Origin of the sequence: Xenophilus sp. Marseille-Q4582, from assembly GCF_916700565.1 — a bacterium.
In the GTDB taxonomy this organism is placed as follows: Bacteria; Pseudomonadota; Gammaproteobacteria; order Burkholderiales; family Burkholderiaceae_C; genus Xenophilus.
On the sequence record NZ_CAKAKO010000001.1, the window covers coordinates 155,830 to 176,378 of the forward strand.

A 20,549-nucleotide genomic window follows, 5' to 3' on the forward strand; every position below is an offset into this window, starting at 1 on the left:
GCCGCATCGTGCAGGGCGGCCCCGGGCCGGGGCCGGCCTTCATTTCTCCAGCAGCTGCCGGGCGGCCTGCACGATCTGGGCCGTGCCGACGCGGGACTCGGCCTCCAGGGTCTGTGCATAGCCCACCGGGATGCGCGGCGCGCCCAGCCGGGCGACGCGTGCGCCGGTGTGTTCCGCCACGGTGGCGGCCACTTCGGCGCCGAAACCGGCCGCCTGCACCGCTTCATGCACCACCAGCAGGCGACCGGTGCGGCCGGCGCTGCCCAGCACCGCCTCGCGGTCCCAGGGCCAGATGGTGCGCAGGTCCAGCACCTCGGCCTGGATGCCTTGCGCCGCCAGTGCGTGCGCGGCTTCCACGCAGGCATGCACCTGCCGGGACCATGAGACGAGGGTGAGATCGCCTCTCCCGCTGCAGCCATGCGCGATGCGGCAGGGGCCCAGCGGCACGGGCGTGCCATCCACCTCTCCCTGCACGCCCCACAGTTCCTTGTGCTCCATGTAGACCACGGGGTCGCCGCAGGCCAGGGCCGCCTTCAGCAGGCCATGGTTGTCGGCGGGCGTGCCGGGGGCCACGACGACCAGGCCGGGCACGTGGGCGAACCACGATTCGAAGGACTGCGAGTGCTGTGCGGCCGAAGCCGTCCAGATGCCGATGGGCAGCCGTGCGACCAGTGGCACACGGCCCTGCCCGCCGAACATGTAGCGGTTCTTGGCCGCCTGATTGACCAGTTCGTCGATGGCGCACAGCGCGAAATCGGCCACGCGCATCTCGACCACGGGCCGCAGGCCGGCCAGCGCCATGCCCACGCCGGCGCCCATGATGGTGGCTTCGGAGATCGGCGTGTCGATCACGCGCTCGGCGCCGAACAGCTCGGCCAGCGGGCGCCCGTCGGGCGTGCGGTACTGCCCGAAGACGCCGCCGCGCCCCAGGTCCTCGCCCATGGCGATCACGCGCGGGTCGTCCTGCATGGCCTCCTGCAAGGCCACGGCGGCCGCCTGGGCATAGGTGAGGGTGCGCTTGTGCATTGCGGTGCTCGTCATTTCCAGAACCCCTCGCCGAGGGTCAGGACATCGGTGTACGCGGCGCTGGCCGCCGGCAGGGGCGCCGCGGCAGCGGCCGTGAGTGCGGCATCGATCTCCGCGCGGGCCTCGGCCTCGATGCGGGCCGCCGGCTCGGCCTGGCCGCGCGCATGCAGGCGTTCGCGGGCGCGCGCGATGGGGTCGTCCTTGAGGGCTTGCGCCACCTCGCGCGGATCGCGGTAGGTCGCGGGATCGACCGACACATGGCCTTTCTGGCGATAGGTGAGGGCATGCAGCAGGCGCGGTCCGCCGCCGGCTCGCACCTCGGCGATGAGCGCCCGGGCGGCCTCGCTCACGGCTTCCACGTCATTGCCGTCCACGCGCGTGGCGGCAATGCCCAGGCTTTCGGCGCGCGCGCTCGCGGCCTGCGTGCCGGCCGTCATGGGCGCGGAGCGGGTGGTGGCGGAAATGCGGTTGTCCTCGCACACGAAGAGCACGGGCAACTGGTAGACCTGCGCCCAGTTCAGGGCCTCGAGGAAAGGGCCGCGGTTGATGGCCCCGTCGCCGAAGAAGCTGACGGCGATGGCGTCGATGCGCTGGAGCTTGAGCGCGTGGGCCGCGCCCACGGCAATGGGCAGGCCGGCGGTGACCACGCCGTTGGCGCCCAGCATGCCCACGGAGAAATCGGCGATGTGCATGGAGCCGCCCTTGCCGCCGTTGTAGCCGCTGGCGCGGCCGAACAGCTCGCACATCATGCGCGTGGCATCGGCGCCCTTGGCCAGCGTGTGGCCGTGGCCGCGGTGCGTGGAGGTGAGCAGGTCGCGCGCCGTGAGATGCTGGCAGACGCCGGCGGCCACGGCTTCCTGACCGGTCGACAGGTGCAGCGGGCCTTTGACATGCACCGGCGAGGCCTGGTCGGTCGCGGCGCCGCCCCAGCTCACGCCCCCCTGGCTGGCGGCCTCCGCGGCGTCCTCGAACGCGCGGATGCGCACCATGGTGCGATACAGATCCAGTAATTCAGTCATGACGGACAGTGGAAATGACACTGCCCGCGCCAGGCACGGGCAGTGGGAGTCGGTGCAAGGACGAGCAGGAAGAAGGGCTTACTTCTTGCGCGCCGCGATGGACTTCTCGGCCAGGTCCACGAGCTTGTTGCCGATCTGCGGCTTCCACTTGTCGTACACCGGGCGCGTGGCCTTCACGAAGGCTTCGCGCTCGGCCGGCGTGAGCTGGGTGACGGTGACGCCCATGCCCGCGATCTCCTTGAGCAGCGGCTTGTCGGCCTCCACCAGGCCCTTGCGTGCCAGCGCGATCTCTTCCTTGCCGGCGTCGATGGCCGCCTGGCGGACGATGGCCTGGTCGGCCGGCGTCCAGGAGTTCCAGATCTCCTTGTTCACCACGAAGACCAGCGGGTCGGCCACATAGCCCCAGGTGGTCACGTATTTCTGCCCCACGTTGTGCATCTTCAGCACGGTGAACAGGAACAGCGGGTTCTCCTGGCCGTCGACCGCGCCGCTGGCCAGCGCGGGCTGCGCATCGGCCCAGCTCATCTGCGTGGGGTTGGCGCCCAGGGCGCTGAACATGTCCGAGTAGATCGGCGAGCCCACCACGCGCAGCTTCATGCCTTTCATGTCCGCCGGCGACTTGATCGGGCGCTTGGAGTTGGTCACTTCACGGTAGCCGTTCTCGCCCCAGGCCAGCGGCACCACGCCCGCCTTGTCCAGCCGCTCGAACAGCGCCTTGCCCACCTCGCCCTGCGTCAGCGCATCGATGGCGGCGTAGTCGGGCATCAGGAAGGGCAGCGAGAACAGGTTCAGTTCCTTGACCTGCGGCGACCAGTTGATGGTGGAGCCCACGGCCATGTCGATCACGCCCTGGCGCAGCGCGCTGAACTCGCGCGTCTGGTCGCCCTGGATCAGCGAGACGCCGGGGTACAGCTTGATGTTGATGCGGCCCTGCGTGCGCTCCTTGACCATGTCGGCCCACAGCTTGCCGGCCATGCCCCAGGGCGTGGGCGGGCCCAGCACCAGCGACATCTTGTATTCGGCCTTGTAGTTGGCCTGCGCCAGGGCGCTGCCCGAGAAGCTGGCCAGGGCCGTGGCCACGGCGGCCAGGCCCAGCAGGGTGCGGCGGAATTTCATCTTCAGGTCTCCTTGGGTGATGAGCGTCAAAAAGCAGGGCTGCGGAATCAGTAGCCGAGGTATTCGGGCAGCCACAGCGCCAGCTGCGGCCAGGCGATCACGGCCACCATGACCAGGAACATGGCGAACAGCATCCAGCCGACCCAGCGCACGGTTTCTTCCATGCGCACGCCGGCGATGCGGCAGGACACCATCAGGTTCACGGCCAGCGGCGGCGTGAACTGGCCCAGCGCCACCTTGAGCGTGAGGATGACGCCGAACCACACCGGATCCCACTGGTAGTGCTGCATGATGGGCCACAGCAGCGGCACGAAGATCAGGAAGATGGACACGCCGTCGAGGAACATGCCCACCGTGATCAGCAGCAGGATCAGGAGCGCCAGCACGCCGTACTCGCCCAGGCCCGAATTCACGATCGCCCGGGCCACCGGATCGATCACGCCCAGCGTGGACAGCGAGTAGGCGAAGATGCCGGCCAGCGACACCACCAGCAGGATCACGGCCGACAGCTCGCCCGCCTCGCGCAGGATCGGGAACAGGTCGCGCACCGTGATGGTCCTGTGGATCACCATGCCGACGAAGAGCCCGTAGAACACGGCCACCACCGCGGCCTCGGTGGGCGTGAACCAGCCCATGCGCATGCCGCCCAGGATCAGCACCGGCGCCGCCAGGCCCCAGATCGCCTCGCGCAGGCTCTTCCAGAAGGGCGGACGCGGCAGCGTGGCCTCCAGCGCGCCCATGCGGTGGCTGCGCGCCATCCACACCGCGGGCACGATCAGTGCCAGCCCGGCCAGGATGCCCGGGACCATGCCCGCCGCGAACAGCGCCGGCACCGAGGCGCCCGGCACCAGCACCGAATAGACGATGAAAGCCACCGAGGGCGGGATCAGGATGTCGGTGGCCGCCGCGGCGCCCACCACGCTGGCCGAATAGGCCTTGGGGTAGCCCGCGCGCGACATGGCCGCGATCATCACGGCGCCCACCGCCGCCGCGTTGGCCGGGCCCGACCCCGAGATGCCGCCCAAGAACATGGCCACCACGATGGCCACCAGCGGCAGCATGCCCGGGCCGCGGCCCACGATGGCGATGGCGAAGTTCACCAGCCGCAGCGCCACGCCCGAGCGGTCGAAGATCGAGCCCACCAGCACGAACATGGGGATCGCCAGCAGCGGGTACTTGCCCAGCCCGGCGTAGAAGTTCTGCGGCACGGCCAGCAGGCCGAACCATTGCGCGTCGGCATTGGCCAGCGCGATGCAGGCGGCGCCGGCCAGGCCAAGCGCGGCGCCGATGGGCACGCCCAGCAGCATCAGGGCCAGGAAGCCGACGAAGAGCAGCGTCGCGATCATGCTTGCGCGTCCGTGGCGGTGTCGGGGGTGGCGCGGCTGCGGCGGATGAACAGGCCCACGGCGCGCAGGCCGATGCCCGTGCACACGATGGGCAGCCAGATCGAGTACCACCACTGCGGCAGGCCGAGGCCGGGCGAGGTTTCCTCGAAACGGTAGTCGTCCCACACCACGCGCAGGCTCAACGCGGCGATCAGGAAGAACAGCGCCGCCACCATCAGCGCGCCCAGCTGCGCCAGCCGCTTGCGCCGCAGCGCCGAGCCGCGCTCGGTGAAGTACTCGATGCGGATGTGGCGGTCGCGCGCGACCGCCGCGCTGCCGGCCACCATGGCCAGCAGGATCATGAGGAAGACCGAGAACTCCTCGGTCCAGGCGAAGGACTGGTCGCTCAGGTAGCGCACCAGCACGTTGGCGAAGGTGATGCAGGCCAGCAGGGCCATGATGATCACCGTGGCCCAGTCCTCGATGGCGAGCGGCACCTTGACGGGCTCGTCGGCGGCGGGAAGGTCGGAGGGGAGGGGGCTGGCAGCGTCCAGCTGGGCGCCGGACTCGGGCGGAGTGGTCATCGGAACAAGGGCAACAAGAGGCGCAGGCTCTGTCGCCGGCAGGCCGCTGCCTGGCGCGGGCCCTGCGCCTGGACAGGAAAGCAGCGGCGGATGCTACGGGCGCAACGCCCTGCCGGCCATGGGGGCTTTCCTTAGAAAGCGCTTTGGGCGACAGCGCTGGATGACCGCTGCAGGACAGCAAAAGACAGCGCGAAGGCCCCGCAGGCGGGGCGCGACCGCGATAGTATCTGTACATGCATATGGGGTATCCTGTTAGCTCCAGGATGCCCAAAAAGTGCTGGATAAATATACAGCAATCGACTCCGGCGGAGTCAACCCCTATCCGCGCACGTGGAGCGAATTTCTCGCCCGCTTTCCGACTGAGGAGGCCTGCCTCACCTACCTGGAGGCGTTGCGTTGGCCGCAGGGGTTCGTCTGCCCGCGTTGCGCAGTCGCATCCTCGCCTTCACGCGTCAGTCGCGGTCGGCTGCTGTGCAAAGACTGTGGCCATCAGAGTACGGTCACCGCAGGCACGATCTTCGACAAGACGCGCACGCCACTGCGGGTGTGGCTGGCTGGCGCCTGGTACGTGACCAACCAGAAGCTGGGGGTCAGCGCGCTTGGCCTACAGCGGGTGCTGGGGCTGGGTGGCTATCAGACAGCGTGGACGATGCTGCATCGGTTCCGCAAGGCGATGGTCCGCCTGGATCGGGAGCGGCTGGGCGGATTGGTCGAGGTCGACGAAACCTACCTGGCGATCACCGACCGTGAAGCGCCCATCTCCAAGGCCAAGCGCAAGAACAACACCAGCAAGGTGCTCATCGCCATAGCCGTGGAGGTGCATGAGCCCAAGGGGTTCGGCCGCATCCGGCTGCAGCGCGTCGACAGCGACGCGGACGTCTGCGTCGTGCCATTCGTCGAGGCGAACATCGAACCAGGCTCCGTGGTGAGGACCGACGGCTCGGCGGCTTACCGTTCGTTGACGCAGCGCGGCTACACCCACCAGCGCACCGTCATGCTGGGCTCCGACGTTCCCGCTCACGTCTCCATGGTCGGCGTCCATCGCGTGGCATCGCTGGTCAAGCGATGGATCCTCGGAACCCACCATGGCGCTGTCCAGCCGGGCCATCTCGACGCCTACCTGGACGAGTTCGTCTTCCGCTTCAACCGGCGGACCTCCGGCTCTCGTGGTCTGCTGTTCTACCGGCTGCTGCAGCAAGCCGTCATCACCGATCCGCTCACTTACAACGATGTCGTCAGTCGGCAACCCGTGGTTGCCAACTCGGAGTAGGATGGCTGTATGAACATCCAGCAGTTGGCTCGAATTGGAGCTAATTGGATACCCCATACATGCATACAGTAATTCCGCGCTGAGGCCATGGAGCTGCGCGACAAGCTGGCGATCCTGGCGGACGCCGCCAAGTACGACGCCTCGTGCGCGTCCAGCGGCACGAACGCGCGCGACTCGCGCGGCGGGCGCGGCATCGGCTCCACCGAAGGCATGGGCATCTGCCACAGCTACGCGCCCGACGGGCGCTGCATCTCGCTGCTCAAGATCCTGCTGACCAACCATTGCCAGTACGACTGCCTGTACTGCGTGAACCGGGCGTCGAGCAACGTGCCGCGCGCCCGGCTGCGCGCGCACGAGGTGGTGCAGCTCACGCTGGACTTTTACCGCCGCAACTGCATCGAGGGCCTGTTCCTCTCCAGCGGCATCGTCAAGTCGCCCGACCACACGATGGAGCAGGTGGTGGAGGTGGCGCGCTCGCTGCGCGAAGACCATGACTTCCGTGGCTACATCCACTTGAAGACCATCCCGGACGCCAGCCCCGAGCTGATCGCGCGCGCCGGCCTTTATGCCGACCGGCTCAGCATCAACGTCGAGATGCCCACCACCGAAGGGCTGCGGTCGCTCGCGCCCGAGAAGGACGAAAGCGCGATCCGCCGCTCGATGGCGCGGCTGCGCCTGCAGATCGACGCCACGCGCGAAGAGCGGCGGCGGATGGTGCCGATCCGCGCCTTGCCCGGCGCCCCGGCCGTGGCTGCGAAGCCGCAGCCCTTCGCGCCCGCCGGCCAGAGCACGCAGATGATCGTGGGCGCCGACGCCACGGACGACCGCCGCATCCTGGCCACCAGCGCCACGCTCTACGGCGCCTACCGGCTGCGCCGGGTGTACTACTCGGCCTTCAGCCCCATTCCCGACGCGGCGCGGGCGCTGCCGCTGGTCGCGCCGCCGCTGATGCGCGAGCACCGGCTGTACCAGGCCGACTGGCTCATGCGCTTCTACGGCTTCGAGCACCAGGAGATCGTGCCGGCCGCCGATGGACTGCTGCGCCTGGATGTGGACCCGAAGATGGCCTGGGCGTTGGCGCATGCCGAGCGCTTTCCGGTCGACCTGAACCGCGCGCCGCGCGAGATGCTGCTGCGCGTGCCGGGCCTCGGCGTGACCGCCGTGGAGCGCCTGCTGCAGGCGCGCCGGGTGCGCCGCCTGCGCGCCGACGACCTGCGCGCGCTGCGCGTGCCCACGCGCAAGGTGCTGCCCTTCGTGGTCGCGGACGGGCACCGGCCGGCAGCGGGCGATGCGAACCGGGTGGCACGGCTGGCGGCGGCGGCGCCCCGGCAAGCCTCGCTGTTCTGAGGGGGGCTGATGCAGGTGCGCCTGATCGATCCCATCGATCTCGAAGGCTTTCGGCAACGGGCGCGGCGACTGCTCGCGGCGCGCGTGCCGCCGCAGGAGGTGCATTGGTGCGAGGGGGCGGGGGAAGGAGGGTTCGAGGCTGATGCGCCCGACGATCTGTGGGCTTCCGGGCCCGCGGCGGCCACGACCGCGGCTGCGCGCGACGTCGCCCCGCGTGTGCCCGCCGCCTTCCTCGACCTGTGCCGCCGCGTCATCCTGCACCGCGACCCGCAGCGGCTGGATTTGCTCTACCGCTTGCTCTGGCGGCTGGTGCACGAACCCGCGCTGCGCCACGACCCGCTCGACGCCGACCGGCTGCTGGCGCAGCGCATGGCCCGCGCCGTCGGCCGCGACATGCACAAGATGCGCGCCTTCGTGCGTTTCACGACCGTGCAGGAGGAGGGCGGCGCCACGCGGCACGTGGCCTGGTTCGAGCCCGAGCACCGCATCGTCGAAGCCAACGCGCCCTTCTTCGCGCGCCGCTTCGCCCAGATGCGCTGGGCGATCCTCACGCCGCAGCGCTGCGTGGCCTGGGACGGCCAGGCGCTGCGCTTCGAGCCGGGCGCCGACCGGTCCGCGAAGCCGCCGCCCGATGCCGGCGAGGCGCTGTGGCTCACCTACTACGAACACATCTTCAACCCCGCGCGCCTCAAGCTGGCCATGATGCGGCGCGAGATGCCGGTGCGCTACTGGAAGAACCTGCCCGAGGCGGCGCTGATCGCCCCGCTGTCGGCGGCGGCGCAGGCGCGCAGCCAGCAGATGATCGAGGCGCCCGCCACCGCGCCGCGCCGCATCCGCGCACCGCAGCAGATCCATGTCGTGCCCGCCGCCGGCGTGGCGCCCGTCAGCCTGGACGAGCTGCGCGCCGCCGCCCATGCCTGCCGCGCCTGCCCGATCGGCGCGCTGGCCACCCAGGCCGTGTGCGGGGAAGGGCCGCTGGCGCCGGCCCACATGCTGGTCGGCGAGCAGCCGGGCGACCAGGAAGACCTGTCGGGCCGCCCCTTCGTCGGCCCGGCCGGCCAGTTGCTGGACCGGGCCATGGCCGAACTGGGCTGGCCGCGCGAGAGCGTCTACCTGGCCAATGCCGTCAAGCATTTCAAGTTCGAGCTGCGCGGCAAGCGGCGCATGCACAAGACGGCCGGCCAGCGCGAGGCCCTGGCCTGTGCGCCCTGGCTCGCGCAGGAGATCGATCTGGTGCAGCCGCAGGCGCTGGTGGCGCTGGGCGCCACGGCGGCACGCACGCTGCTGGGCCGGCCCGTCGCCGTGCAGGCCGAGCGCGGCCGCTGGCTGCGCGAGCGCGCCGATGGCCGCCCCGTGTGGGTCACGCTGCATCCGTCGGCCCTGCTGCGCCTGCCCGACCCCGAGCGGCCCCAGGCCTGGCGGCAGTGGCTGGCGGACCTGGCGCGGGCCCGTGAAGGGGCCGCGCCCCTGCAGCCGGCCTGAACGCGGCGCCGCACGGGCCGGGGTGGCGATGGGACAATCGCCCGCCATGACCGACACCCTCACGATCACCCGACCCGACGACTGGCACCTGCATGTGCGCGATGGCGCGCCCCTGAAGGACGTGGTGCCGCATTCCGCACGCCAGATGGGCCGCGCGCTGATCATGCCCAACCTGCGTCCGCCCGTGATCACGGCGCAGATGGCCGCCGACTACCGCGAGCGCATCCGGGCCGCCCTGCCGGAAGATGCCCGCTTCGAGCCCGTGATGTCGCTCTACCTCACCGACAGGCTGCCGCCCGAGGAGATCGCGCGCGCCGCGGCGGCGGGCGTGAAGGCGCTCAAGCTCTATCCGGCCGGCGCCACCACCAACAGCGATGCCGGCGTGACCGACATCCGCAAGACCTACGCCACGCTGGAGGCCATGCAGAAGCACGGCCTGCTGCTGCTGGTGCACGGCGAGGTGACGGACCCCGCCGTGGACCTGTTCGACCGCGAGGCCGTGTTCATCGACCGCGTGCTGATCCCGCTGCGCCGCGACTTCCCCGAACTGAAGATCGTCTTCGAGCACCTGACCACGAAGGAAGGCGCGCACTATGTGCGCGATGAAGGCGGCGACGTCACGGCCGCCACCCTCACGGCCCACCACCTGCTCTACAACCGCAACGCCCTCTTCACCGGCGGCATCCGCCCGCACTACTACTGCCTGCCCGTGCTCAAGCGCGAAACGCATCGCCTGGCCCTGGTCGAGGCGGCCACCAGCGGCAGCCCGCGCTTCTTCCTGGGCACCGACAGCGCCCCGCACCCGGCCCACCTGAAGGAGCATGCGCTGGGCTGCGCCGGCTGCTACACCGCGCTCACGGCCATCGAGCTGTATGCCGAAGCCTTCGACAAGGCCGGCGCGCTCGACAAGCTGGAAGGCTTTGCCAGCTTCCACGGCCCCGACTTCTACGGCCTGCCGCGCAACAGCGACACCCTCACCCTGAAGCGCGAAGCCTGGACCGTGCCCGAAACCGTGCCCTTCGGCGAGGCGACGCTCAAGCCGTTGCGCGGAGGCGAGACACTGAACTGGAAGGTGTTGGTGTGAATGCGGCTCTCGATCGTGCCGGGGCGCGCATTGCTTTGCTCATCGATGCGGACAACTCGCCAAGCAGCAAGATCGAAGTGATCTTGGCGGAGTTGTCCACTTTCGGCGAAACCAATGTGCGACGCGCGTACGGAAACTGGAAGAAAAGCGAGCTCAAGGGCTGGGAGGAAAAGCTGCATGAGCATGCGATCCGGCCCATGCAACAGTTCGACTACAGCAAGGGAAAGAACGCGAGCGACATGGCCATGGTCATCGATGCACTGGATCTTCTCTATACCGACCGCCCTCATGCTTTCGGCATCGTTTCCTCCGATGCGGACTTCACCCCGCTGGTGATGCATCTGCGCGCGAAGGGCGCAGCGGTCTATGGGTTCGGCGCGCAGAAGACGCCAGAGCCTTTTGTCAACGCATGCTCGCGCTTCCTCTTCTTGGACAAACTGGGGGCGCCTTCCAATGGCGACCTCCATGAAGCGGGCGCTCCTGCGGGAGAAGCCGCGCCGGCCGTACCCTTGCGCGTACCGACGGCGCAACTGAAGCAAGACACCAAGCTGGTGACGCTGCTGCGAAATGCCGTGCAGGCCGCCGTGGACGAAAGTGGATGGGCGCGCGTGGGCGCGGTGGGGCAGCAGATCGCGAATCAAGCCTCTTTCGATGCTCGGAACTATGGCTATGCCACTTTGAGCAAACTGCTCGTGGCCTCCCAGTTGTTTGAACTCGCGCACGAGGGGACTTCGCAGGTGTCGGTGCGCGACAAGCGCGCAGCCAAGGCGAACAAGTCCGCATGAGCCCCCCGGCGCGCCTGACGACACCCGGACAGGCAGGCTGGTCGCACGCTCCTTGGGTACTCGATGCTGACATTGCTCATGCGTCGTGCACGCTCGCACAGACGATGCCTGTGTATGCGGCCCTGAGCGCGCAGGCGAGGGAGCGAGCGATTCGATTCGTTGCCCACGACTGCCTGCCCGCTGGGGAAGCCTACGAATCCTTCATCGCCCGCACCGGCACCATCCCCACGCGCGACAACCCGCACGATTTCTTCAACGGCCTCGTGTGGCTGGCCTTCCCGCAGGCCAAGCGGCGGCTCAATGACCTGCAGGCGGCGGAGATCGCACGGCGCGGCGTCGGGCCCACGCGCGGGCCGCTGCGCGATGCGCTGACGCTGTTCGACGAGAACGGCGCCGTGCTCGACGCGCCGCCGGCGCTGTGGGAGGCCCTGCTCGCGCGCGAATGGCAGCGGCTCTTCATCGAGCAGCGCGCGCTGTGGCGACAGGCGCGGCTGCTGGTCTTCGGCCACGCGCTGATGGAAAAGCTGCTGGCCGGCCGCAAGGACGCCACTGCCCACGTGCTCCTGGCGCCGCCGGGCGGCGGCGCTGCGGCGCAGGCGCCATCCGCGCCCTCCCTCGCACCCGAAGACGCCGCCATCGCCACTGCCCTGCAGCCCGCGCACCTGGCCCAAAAACCCTTCACGCCGCTGCCCATCCTCGGTGTTCCGGGGTGGTGCAAAAGCAATGAAGACTTTTGCTTTTATGATGATCCGCAGGTCTTCAGACCGCGCCGGACACCAGAAAGAACAACTCCAAAAACCTCCGCGCGCGACCGCTGCGCCGCTTGAAGCGGGCCATCCGGCCCCCATCTGCGCGGCAATTCCTCCCACGGAGAAATCCCCTTGAAACGCATTTTTCTCTTTGTCCTGACCAACGTGATGGTGGTGGCGGTGCTGGGCATCGTCGCCAGCCTGCTGGGTGTCAACCGCTTCCTGACCCAGAACGGACTCAACCTCGGCGCGCTGCTGGGTTTCGCGCTCATCATGGGCTTCGGCGGCGCGACCATCTCGCTGCTGATGTCCAAGTTCATGGCCAAGCGCGGCACGCCGGGCTTTCGCCTGATCAACGAGCCGCAATCGCCCGACGAGGCCTGGATCGTGGCCACCGTGCGCAAGTTCGCCGACCAGGCCGGCATCGGCATGCCCGAAGTCGGCATCTTCGAGGGCGAGCCCAATGCCTTCGCCACCGGCGCGTTCAAGAACTCGGCGCTGGTGGCGGTGTCCACGGGCCTCTTGCAGAACATGACGCGCGAGGAAGTCGAGGCCGTGATCGGCCACGAGGTGGCGCACATCGCCAACGGCGACATGGTGACGATGACGCTGATCCAGGGCGTGATGAACACCTTCGTGGTGTTCCTGTCGCGCGTGATCGGCTACGCGGTGGACGCCTTCCTGCGCCGCGGCGACGACCGCGAGTACAGCGGCCCGGGCATCGGCTACTACGTGAGCACCATCGTGCTGGACATCGTGCTGGGCTTCGCCGCCGCCATCGTGGTGGCCTGGTTCTCGCGCCAGCGCGAGTTCCGCGCCGACGCCGGTGCCGCGCAGCTGATGGGCCGCAAGCAGCCCATGATCAACGCGCTGGCCCGCCTGGGCGGCCTGCCGGCCGGCGAGCTGCCCAAGAGCGTGGAAGCCATGGGCATCACGGGCAAGCTGGGCAGCCTGTTTGCCACCCACCCGCCCATCGAACAGCGCATCGCGGCGCTGCAGAACGCGCAGTGACCCGCTGCACCCCTGCGGTGCGATGACGCGACAAGGCCCGCTTCTGCGGGCCTTGTGCTTTTCGGCCCTGCCCCCGCGCGCAACAGGTCTCATGTGTCCTCTGCGGCATCGCCGTGGTTCAGGCAGCCTCGCGGAGGCGCTCGGTCTGCTGGCCTTGCAGGATGGATTGCAGCGCATCCGCTAGCTGCAAAGCGGCGTCCGCGACATGGTGACGCTGGCGCCATCCGACGTATCCGTCCGGGCGCACCAGAACCGCGCCCGAAGCTTCGATGCCGTAAGCGGTCCAGAACGGGACCGAGAAATCCCCATGCAGGTCGACGAGTTCACCCACCGTGGCGCCGCGGTTGATCAGATGCGCCATGACCGGAACACCACTGCGCGCGGACGCGTCGCGCGCTGCCTGCAGCCATGGGTGACCCTCGGGCCCGACCAACAGGACGAAGTCCCGTCCCAGAAGGTCGAGGGTCGAGATCACCTGCTGCCCCTGCAGGAGTTCCATATGCGGTGCGCGCGTGCCCGGAAGACCGAATGAACCACGGGGATCGATGTCCGGCTTGCCGTCGTCGACATAGTCTGCCTCGGCCCGCACGGCATGTGATCGGTAGCGGTTGAACTCGATGTGCATGTCTGGCACGGCCGCTTGCATGCCGTCGGTCCCCAGGTCCGGGTCAGAGCGCAGCACATAGCGGTTGTAGGCCTGCTCGATCGCCAGTTCGCCGACGGGTTGCCGTTCCGCTTCGTAGGTGTCCAGCAACGAAGGGTCGGCCAGTCCCCGGTGCACGAACGCCAGCTTCCAGGCGAGGTTGTGCGCGTCCTGGATGCCGGTGTTGCCACCGAAGCCCCCCGTGGGCGTCATCGTGTGCGCGGCATCCCCGGCAATGAAGACGCGACCGTGCTGGTACTGCTCGGCCACTTCGCAGACCGCTCGCCATTTGGCGACATCCAGGACCTGCACCTCCAGATCGTCTTCCCCGACCGCCTTGCGCACCAGTTCGGCCGCGCCTTCGGTCGTGATGCTGTCGGCAACCCAGCGCGCGGCGGGATCGGTCTTGATGTCGCCGACATTGAAGACCACGAGGAAGCCTCCCAGTCCGGTCTTCTCCAATCGAAAGAAGCCGCGCACGTGGGCGTTGTTGACGTAGATGACACCCAGGTTGCGTCCGCGCAGCGCACGCGAACAGTCCGCGCGAAAGTAGATGGTGATGCTGCGCGACATCAGGCCATGCCCCTGCATCGCGATGCCCAGCTTCTCGCGGACCGGGCTGCGGTTGCCATCGCAGGCGACCATGTAGCGCGCCCGGATGCGGCGTGTCTCGCCGCTGTCGACCTGGCGCACCGTCGCGGTGACGCAGGACGCATCCTGCTCGAAATCGATCAGCTCCGTCGCATGCAGGAACTGCGCACCGAGTTCGCGCGCACGCTCCAGCATCAGAGGTTCCAGGACCTGCTGGGGCATGAACAGGCGGCGCGCCGGACTCACATCGGCCACGCCATGATTGATGTTGGGGATGTAGTTGGCGATCTCGCGCCCCGCCAGCGTCTCGACCGCATTCATGCTGCCATCGGCATCGTAGAGCGCCAGCGCGGCAGCACGCACCTGGTGCTCGATGCCCGCTTCGCGCATCAACTCCATCGTGCGCAACTGGAAGTAGCCCGCGCGCGGATGGATCGCGGTGCCGCGGTGCTTCTCCACCACGAGGCATGGGACGCCATGGCGCGCCAGGAACATCGCCGACGCAAGGCCGACCAGACTGCCACCGACGATGAGGACCGGAACGTCCTGGAGATCCAGGGAGGAATTCATAGCGCAACACTCCAAAAGGTCAAAGGGATGCAGCAAGTGTTGCCGTGCGTGGCGGCCACGTATTTCAAGAAACGCGTGCGTTTTTCCATCTCCGTGCATGGCATGTTTCATGCGACCGCCGGGCTGCGATAACGATCCCTGCGCGGCTCGACACTGCGATGGTGCAGCGAAGGGCAACAGCTGTGCATCCATCTGTAGAGTCGATCAAGAACGGAGCCCCATGCACCCACCCGTTTCACCGCCACGCGCCCGCGGCGAGTTCCCGATGCATGAGACCCATGGCATCGCACTGTGGCCGCAGCATCGGTTTCTCGCCGACAGCCGTGGCCGCGGCTGGCACGACGTCTACACCTCCCTGGCCACGGAGCATTCGTGGAACCAGACATTGCACGCCGTGCCGCATCTGTGCCTGGCCTATTGCAGGAACCGTCCCGCCCACATACGCCGGGTCATCGACGACGAGGGGGACCGCATCAATGTGCAGTTGCGTCCCCGCCTGCTCGGCATGGTGCCGGCGGACCGCGACTCGCATTGGCAGTTGCAGGGCACGCCCGAGATTCAGCTGATCTACCTGCGCCGCGCGATGGTGGAGCAGGTGGCCATGGAGGCCTGCGACGCCGACCCTGCGCGCATCGAGATCCAGCCGAGCCTGGGTTTCGCAGATCCCTTCATCGAACAGTTGGCGATCGAACTGCTCGAACTGGCGCGCCACGACGCGGGCTTCTCGGATGGCCTGCATGCCGATGCGATCGCGCGGCTACTGGTGCTGCATCTGCTGCGTCGACATGGCACGCGAGTGCGCAGCGGCGGCCCGGTGGAACGCACCGAAAGGCTGGCCGATGCCCGCATCCGCCATGTCCGCGACCTCATCGAGAGCGCGCTCGACGAAGACCTGAGTCTGGCGCGCCTGGCGGGTGAAGCCGGCATCGGCAGCCACGCCTTCTCGGCCGCCTTCACCCGGGCGATGGGCATGACGCCGCACCGCTATGTGCTGCAGCGTCGGATCGAGAAGGCCAAGCGGCTGCTGCGCGAGGGCACGCTGCCCATGGTCGATGTCGCGCTGCAAACGGGCTTCTCCAGCCAGAGCCATCTCACCACGGCGTTCCGCCAGGCCACCGGCGTGACGCCGCGCGCCTACCAGCGCAGTCAGTGACCTGGCATCAGAATCAGAAGCGCCGGGCGCAATGCCCGGCGCCTGCGGGTCAGGCGCCCAGGAAGGCCTTCTGCACCGCGGCATCCGCCCTGAGCGATGCCGCCGGGCCCTCCCCGACGACCTGGCCAGCCGCCAGCAGATAGCCTCGGTCCGCAATCGCCAGCGCCTGGCGTGCGTTCTGCTCGACCAGCATCACGGCGATGCCGAGATCACGGACCTTGCGAATGGCCACGAACAGCTCCTGGCACATCAGTGGGGACAGCCCCAGCCCCGGTTCGTCCAGCAGCAGCAGGCTGGGTGCGCTCATCATGGCCCGACCGATGGCGACCATCTGCTGCTCGCCGCCGCTCATGGTGCCGACCAACTGGCGCTGCCGCTCCGCCAGCCGCGGGAACAGGCCGAGCACCGTCGCAAGGGTCTGTGCCTCCGACTGGCGCGCGCGGCGTGGCAGCGCGCCCAGGCGCAGGTTCTCGGCCACGCTCAGGCTGCCGAAGACGCCGCGCCCCTCCGGCACGATGGCCAGGCCGGCCTCCACGACCTGATGCGGCGCCATGGCATGCAGCGCCTGACCTTGCAGGACGATGTGGCCGCTGTAGGGGGTCAGCCCGGCCAGGCTCCGGAGCAGGGAGCTCTTGCCCGCGCCGTTGGCCCCGAGCACAACGACGATCTCGCCGCAGCGTACGTCCAGGGAAATGTCTTGCAAAGCCTGGTGGCGCCCGTAGCGCACCGCGAGTCCACGGACTTCAAACATCGGCTGTGACCTCCTCACCCAGATAGCAGCGCAACACCTCGGGATCGGCCAGCACCTGCGCCGTCGGACCCTGGGCGATGACGCGCCCGTGGTGCATCACCACGGCGCGCGAGCACAGTGCTCGGACGGCTTCCATGACGTGCTCGACCATCAGGATGGCGATGCCCTCGGCCGCCAGCGAACGCACCAGCGCGATAGCCTGCTGCAACTCGGTGGGATTGAGGCCCGCCAGCCATTCGTCCAGCATCAGCAGGCGCGGTTGCAGCGCCAGCGCGCGCGCCAGTTCCAGGCGCTTCTGGTCGATGTAAGTCAGCTCGCTGGGTTGCGACTGCGCCTTGTCTGCCAGGCCGACGCGCTTGAGCCAGTCGCGTGCGTTCGCACCCGTCTGGCGGGCCCCGCCAGCATGGAAGGCCACCGCCAACTGCACGTTCTCCGCGAGCGTGAGCGAGGGCAGTACGCGCACCAACTGGAACGTGCGCGCGATGCCGGCACGCGCCACGCGGTGTGGCGCCCAGCCAGTGATGGGCTGGCCGTCCAGCAGCACGGCGCCCGCATCCGGCGCGAACACGCCTGAAATCAGGTTGATCGCGGTGCTCTTGCCTGAACCGTTGGGACCCAGCAGTCCCACCAGCTCACCGGCGCCGACGGTGAAAGACAGGCCGTCGACGGCCACCAGGCCGCCGAAGCGCCGGACCAGCCCCCGGACCTGCAGCAGCGGCTGCTCCAGACGGTCGTTCATGCGGCGCTCCTGTCGGGTGGGACGCGACGCGCCAGCCGCAGCCGCCAGGTGCCGATCCAGCCGGCGATCCCCTGCGGCAAGGCGTACACGATCAGCATGAACAGCAGGCCCAGCAGCAGGCTGAAGGCATTCGGCGCCGTCGCCATCAGCAGCTCGAACAGCAGCGCCAGCGGCACGACGCCCAGCAACGGCCCCAACAAGCGCGCCGCGCCGCCGAAGAGCGCCATCGCCAGCACCTGGAACGAGACGTTCGGATTGAACGCGATGCCCGGGTCGATATAGGTCCAGCGCGTGGCCATGAGCGCACCGGTGCAGCCGATGCAGGTGGCGCTGAACACGAAGGCCAGCAACTTCACGCGCGTCAACGGCACGCCGCAGTGCGCGGCCGCCAGTTCGTCATCGCCCACGGCGCGCAACGCCAGGCCCCAGCGCGAGCGCATCAGCAGCGCCCGCGCTCCGATGACAAGCGCGCACAGTGCCAGCAACTGCCAGTAGATGGCGGCGGCCGACAGATCGCTGAATACGTAGCGGCTCAGCGTCTGCGTGTAGTTGACCTCGAACCAGGTCACGCACTGGCGCAGCAGTTCGGACAGGCCGAAGGTGAACGCCACGAAGTAGATGCCCGACAGACGCAGCGTCGACAGGCCGACCACCAGTGCCAGCAACAGGCTGATGGCACCGGCCGCCGCCAGCACCAGCGGCCAGGGCATGGCTTCATGGAGCACGGCCGTGGCATAGGCACCCACACCGAAGAAGGCCGAGGTGGCCAGCGAGACATAGCGCGTCGGCCCGGAGAACAGGGCCCAGGCCGACGCGAGCGTGCCCCAACTGGCCAGGGCGATGCCGAGCGACAGGTGGTAGTCACTGGTCCACAGCGGTGCCGAGACGGCCAGCAGGCCCACCAGGAGGCCGGCGACGCAGATGGCTGGTGACTTCATCGCGTGCGCCCTCCGAACAGGCCCGTGGGCCGCCACAGCAGCACCACGGTGAACAGCGCGAAGGTCACCGCCATCGCCAAGCCGGGGTCGACATAGGTGGCGACCAGGCTCTCGGACAAGCCCAGCAGCAAGGCCGCGACCAGGCAGCCCTGCACATGGCCCACCCCGCCCATGATGACGATGACCAGCGCCTTGGCCGTGAAGACGATGCCTGAATTGGCATTGAAGGTCTGGAACAGGCTGACCAGCACACCGGCGAGCGCCACCAGCGCGCCGCCGACCCCGAACACCAGAGCGCTCACGCGCGGCCCGTCCACACCGACCAGTGGAGCCAGCGACGGGTCGGCCGCCACGGCGCGCAGCGCCACCCCCCAGCGGCTGCGCGTCAGTCCGAGGTACAGCGCGATACAGGCGGCCACGGCCAGGCCCAGCGCCAGCAGTCGGTTGGCCGCGACGATCTCGCCGGCCAGCGACACCGGCCATGCCATGAACGTGTAGCTGTGATAGGCGCCCCCGAAGATCAGAAGCATCATGCCCTGGAAGACGAACATGAACCCGAACGTTGCCAGGAGGCTGCTGACCTCCAGCTCGGAGCGGTCCCGCGCACGCCGGACCAGTGGATGCAGGCCGACACGGTACAGCCACACGCTGACCGCAAAACCCGCGGGCACCACGAGCAGGGAGACCCACAGGGGACTGATGCCCGCATGGGTGGTGGCCCACCAGGCCGCGAACGCCGCCATCACCAGCCCCTCGCCGTACGAGAGGTTCATGATGCGCGCCACGCCGTATTGCAGGGTGAGGCCGATGGACATCAGCGCATACATGCCGCCGAGCAACAGGCCATTGAGAAGAGCCGCAGCCATCCGTGCGTCTCCGATCAGTTGGCCGCGGGCCAGGGGGCCTTGGGCACGGTCAGCGCGGCGGCGCCGGGATGGTGTGCGGGCGCCACGCCGACAAACTCGTCGCCGCGCCACTGGCCCAGGGTCCAGGGCCGCGCCGGCAGGTTGTTCTCGAACTTCCAGGGGCCGAAGATGGTGTCGAAAGTGCCGGTCTGCAGTTCCCGGATGATGGCGGGGCGGTCCAGGCGACCCACCCGTTCGATGGCCTGCTGCAGCATCTGCAGGCTGGCCCAGGTGGTCAGGCTGCCCATGCGGTCGGGCTCCGCGCCGGTCATCTCGCGGTGCTGCTTCAGATAGTCTCGCGCCGCTGGAATGTCCGGATTCCACCCACCGGTGCCGATAACGCCTTCGGCGGCAGCGCCGAACCGCTTCTTGAACTGCGGGAACGCCGTGCCGACGCCGGTGATGAACACCTTCGGCGAGAGGCCTGTGAGCCGGGCCTGCTCGGTCAGCGCGAAGGTGTCGGGCGGATAGCTGAAGGCCAGCAGCACATCGGGTGCCTGCGCCTTGATCTCGGAGACGATGGGAGCAACGTCCTGCGTGCCGATGGGGTAGGTCTTGTCATACACCAGCTTGAAGCCGGCCTTGGGCAGTTCCTGGCGGGCCACGCTGGTGCCGGCAACGCCCCAGGCGTCGGCGATTCCCACCAGGGCGACGGTGTTGCCGATGCGGCCCTGGTCGCGCAGTTGCACCAGCATCTTCGCGATGTTCTGCGCGCCGATCTCGATGGGGCCGAGGGGCCAGAAGCTGCCGGGCCAGCGTTTGACGAAGTCGGCCGTGCGCGTGGTCATGGCGGTGGCGGCCAGGTGCGGATAGCCGGCCCGGTGCAGCACGGGAGCCACAGCCATGTTCAAGGCCGTGCCCCAGGGCGCCAGTACAAGGTCGACCTTGTCCTGCGAGATCAGCCGTTCGACGGCACGCACCGCTTCCTCCGGGCTGCTGCGGTCGTCGTACTGCACGACCTCGACGGGGACCCGCCGTTCACCCAGCTTCAGGCCTCCGGCGGCCTGGAGTTGGCGAATCCAGAGATCGTAGTTCGGTGCCGATGACACGGCAGCACCGCCGGCGTTCGGGCCGGTCTTGGACAAGGCCCAGCCGATCCGGACCACCTGCTGCTGGGCCAGCGCGGGCAAAGAGGGGATGGCTAGACCGAGGGCGAACCGGGACAGCACCCGGCGACGAGACAAAGACATGGCGAAGCTCCTGAAGGATCAAGCGAGTTCGCCGAGTCTGTCCAGCACCGTCGCAACCGTCTTTCAGTATTCGTGCGACGCGTTGCAGGAAATGGGATTGGACACGGCCCGCGTGACATCACGCCCCGTGGCCTGCTCCATGTCGCGCACCTGGCGGCTCAGGGCCGACTGTGCGATCAACAGGCGCTCGACCGCCTGGCTGAAGCCGCCGGTGTCCACGATCTCCACGGAGTAGCGCAGTTGGCGGTGCGGGAGCATGTCGAGCACCTGG

The 20,549-nt window shown here is 68.7% G+C and carries 20 protein-coding genes; 8 read left to right on the forward strand and 12 right to left on the reverse strand.

What is annotated here, in order from left to right:
• Positions 1-39: 39 nt before the first annotated feature.
• The 5 genes from LG388_RS00680 to LG388_RS00700 all read right to left on the reverse strand — a co-directional run bounded on the left by LG388_RS00680 (position 40) and on the right by LG388_RS00700 (position 5,070).
• Complete coding sequence (locus tag LG388_RS00680) at positions 40-1,041, reverse strand: alpha-ketoacid dehydrogenase subunit beta (RefSeq protein WP_225780929.1); 1,002 nt, start codon at positions 1,039-1,041, stop codon at positions 40-42.
• Positions 1,038-2,045: a thiamine pyrophosphate-dependent dehydrogenase E1 component subunit alpha gene (locus LG388_RS00685; protein WP_225780930.1), complete on the reverse strand. Its 1,008-nt coding sequence runs from the start codon at positions 2,043-2,045 to the stop codon at positions 1,038-1,040. Before LG388_RS00685 ends, LG388_RS00680 begins: the two co-directional genes overlap by 4 nt.
• A 78-nt stretch (positions 2,046-2,123) precedes the next feature.
• Positions 2,124-3,161, reverse strand: coding sequence for a DctP family TRAP transporter solute-binding subunit (locus tag LG388_RS00690; protein WP_225780931.1), 1,038 nt, complete (start codon positions 3,159-3,161; stop codon positions 2,124-2,126).
• Between the two features lie 47 nt (positions 3,162-3,208).
• Positions 3,209-4,507, reverse strand: coding sequence for a TRAP transporter large permease (locus LG388_RS00695; RefSeq protein ID WP_225780932.1), 1,299 nt, complete (start codon positions 4,505-4,507; stop codon positions 3,209-3,211).
• Positions 4,504-5,070: a TRAP transporter small permease gene (locus LG388_RS00700; protein WP_225780933.1), complete on the reverse strand. Its 567-nt coding sequence runs from the start codon at positions 5,068-5,070 to the stop codon at positions 4,504-4,506. Before LG388_RS00700 ends, LG388_RS00695 begins: the two co-directional genes overlap by 4 nt.
• Before the next feature lie 295 nt (positions 5,071-5,365).
• On the opposite strand from LG388_RS00700, the gene LG388_RS00705 reads away from it, so the two are divergent.
• The 7 genes from LG388_RS00705 (at position 5,366) to htpX (ending at position 12,798) form a co-directional block, all read left to right on the forward strand.
• Positions 5,366-6,340 carry an IS1595 family transposase gene (locus LG388_RS00705; protein WP_225781787.1) on the forward strand — a complete coding sequence of 325 codons (975 nt, stop codon included), beginning with the start codon at positions 5,366-5,368 and terminating at the stop codon, positions 6,338-6,340.
• A gap of 87 nt (positions 6,341-6,427) precedes the next feature.
• Positions 6,428-7,687 carry a putative DNA modification/repair radical SAM protein gene (locus LG388_RS00710; RefSeq protein ID WP_225780934.1) on the forward strand — a complete coding sequence of 420 codons (1,260 nt, stop codon included), beginning with the start codon at positions 6,428-6,430 and terminating at the stop codon, positions 7,685-7,687.
• 9 nt (positions 7,688-7,696) lie between these two features.
• Complete coding sequence (locus LG388_RS00715) at positions 7,697-9,169, forward strand: UdgX family uracil-DNA binding protein (protein WP_225780935.1); 1,473 nt, start codon at positions 7,697-7,699, stop codon at positions 9,167-9,169.
• Between the two features lie 46 nt (positions 9,170-9,215).
• Positions 9,216-10,253 carry a dihydroorotase gene (gene pyrC / locus LG388_RS00720; RefSeq protein ID WP_225780936.1) on the forward strand — a complete coding sequence of 346 codons (1,038 nt, stop codon included), beginning with the start codon at positions 9,216-9,218 and terminating at the stop codon, positions 10,251-10,253.
• Complete coding sequence (locus LG388_RS00725; RefSeq protein WP_225780937.1) at positions 10,250-11,038, forward strand: NYN domain-containing protein; 789 nt, start codon at positions 10,250-10,252, stop codon at positions 11,036-11,038. Before pyrC ends, LG388_RS00725 begins: the two co-directional genes overlap by 4 nt.
• Positions 11,039-11,142: 104 nt before the next feature.
• Positions 11,143-11,865 (forward strand): DUF3025 domain-containing protein, encoded by a 723-nt coding sequence (locus LG388_RS00730; RefSeq protein WP_225780938.1) that lies wholly within the window; start codon positions 11,143-11,145, stop codon positions 11,863-11,865.
• A gap of 54 nt (positions 11,866-11,919) precedes the next feature.
• The gene (htpX, locus tag LG388_RS00735) at positions 11,920-12,798 is read left to right on the forward strand and encodes a protease HtpX (protein WP_225780939.1); all 879 of its coding nucleotides are present in this window, start codon (positions 11,920-11,922) and stop codon (positions 12,796-12,798) included.
• A gap of 118 nt (positions 12,799-12,916) precedes the next feature.
• On the opposite strand, the gene LG388_RS00740 is transcribed toward htpX, so the two are convergent.
• Positions 12,917-14,602, reverse strand: coding sequence for an FAD-dependent monooxygenase (locus tag LG388_RS00740; RefSeq protein ID WP_225780940.1), 1,686 nt, complete (start codon positions 14,600-14,602; stop codon positions 12,917-12,919).
• A gap of 265 nt (positions 14,603-14,867) precedes the next feature.
• Here LG388_RS00740 and LG388_RS00745 point away from each other — a divergent pair, with 265 nt between their 5' ends.
• Positions 14,868-15,755 carry an AraC family transcriptional regulator gene (locus tag LG388_RS00745; RefSeq protein WP_225780941.1) on the forward strand — a complete coding sequence of 296 codons (888 nt, stop codon included), beginning with the start codon at positions 14,868-14,870 and terminating at the stop codon, positions 15,753-15,755.
• Between the two features lie 49 nt (positions 15,756-15,804).
• Here LG388_RS00745 and LG388_RS00750 read toward each other — a convergent pair whose 3' ends face one another.
• The 6 genes from LG388_RS00750 to LG388_RS00775 form a co-directional block, all read right to left on the reverse strand.
• Entirely contained in the window at positions 15,805-16,506 is a 702-nt protein-coding gene (locus LG388_RS00750; protein ID WP_225780942.1) for an ABC transporter ATP-binding protein, read from the reverse strand.
• On the reverse strand, positions 16,499-17,245 hold the full coding sequence (locus LG388_RS00755; RefSeq protein WP_225780943.1) for an ABC transporter ATP-binding protein: 747 nt from the start codon (positions 17,243-17,245) through the stop codon (positions 16,499-16,501). The genes LG388_RS00750 and LG388_RS00755 overlap by 8 nt, the downstream gene beginning before the upstream one ends.
• A complete protein-coding gene (locus LG388_RS00760) occupies positions 17,242-18,183 on the reverse strand; it encodes a branched-chain amino acid ABC transporter permease (protein ID WP_225780944.1) in 942 nt (313 codons plus the stop codon). Before LG388_RS00760 ends, LG388_RS00755 begins: the two co-directional genes overlap by 4 nt.
• Positions 18,180-19,049 carry a branched-chain amino acid ABC transporter permease gene (locus LG388_RS00765; RefSeq protein ID WP_225780945.1) on the reverse strand — a complete coding sequence of 290 codons (870 nt, stop codon included), beginning with the start codon at positions 19,047-19,049 and terminating at the stop codon, positions 18,180-18,182. Before LG388_RS00765 ends, LG388_RS00760 begins: the two co-directional genes overlap by 4 nt.
• 14 nt (positions 19,050-19,063) lie before the next feature.
• Positions 19,064-20,278, reverse strand: a complete 1,215-nt coding sequence (locus LG388_RS00770; protein ID WP_225780946.1) for an amino acid ABC transporter substrate-binding protein — start codon at positions 20,276-20,278, stop codon at positions 19,064-19,066.
• 63 nt (positions 20,279-20,341) lie between these two features.
• On the reverse strand, positions 20,342-20,536 hold the full coding sequence (locus LG388_RS00775; RefSeq protein ID WP_225780947.1) for a LysR family transcriptional regulator: 195 nt from the start codon (positions 20,534-20,536) through the stop codon (positions 20,342-20,344).
• Between the last annotated feature and the right edge of the window lie 13 nt (positions 20,537-20,549).